This window comes from Neorhizobium sp. T25_27 (assembly GCF_002968565.1).
In the GTDB taxonomy this organism is placed as follows: Bacteria; Pseudomonadota; Alphaproteobacteria; order Rhizobiales; family Rhizobiaceae; genus Neorhizobium; species Neorhizobium tomejilense.
The window spans coordinates 1-396 of record NZ_PVBJ01000046.1; the positions used below are offsets into that span (position 1 = coordinate 1).

1 protein-coding gene is annotated in these 396 nt (G+C 61.1%); it reads left to right on the forward strand.

The features are described from left to right. A partial coding sequence (locus C5J24_RS31650; protein ID WP_172724212.1) for an adenylate/guanylate cyclase domain-containing protein occupies positions 1–396 on the forward strand: 396 nt, incomplete at both ends.

Genomic DNA, 396 nt, shown 5'->3' on the forward strand with positions numbered 1-396 from the left:
TCTGCGACCTGCGCGACTTTACCGCAATCTCCGATCTCTGGCCGCGCGACGATGTCATCCATCTGCTCAACGACTATTTCGACGCCATGTCGGACCCGATCGAACGGCATGACGGAGAGATCCTGAAATTCATGGGCGACGGATTGCTGGCGATCTTCCCGTTAGCCAAGGAAACCGCCTGCCTCGATCTGCTGCAGGCGATCCGCGAAGGGCAGACATCGATGGCTGAGCTGAACGACCAGCACGTGCGCATGGGGCGCGAACCGCTGCGTTATGGCGTCGGGGTGCATGTCGGCGATGTCATGTACGGCAATATCGGCTCGCGTACGCGCCTGGATTTCACCGTAATCGGCCCGGCGGTCAACGTCGCCTCGCGGCTGGAAAGCCTGACCAAGG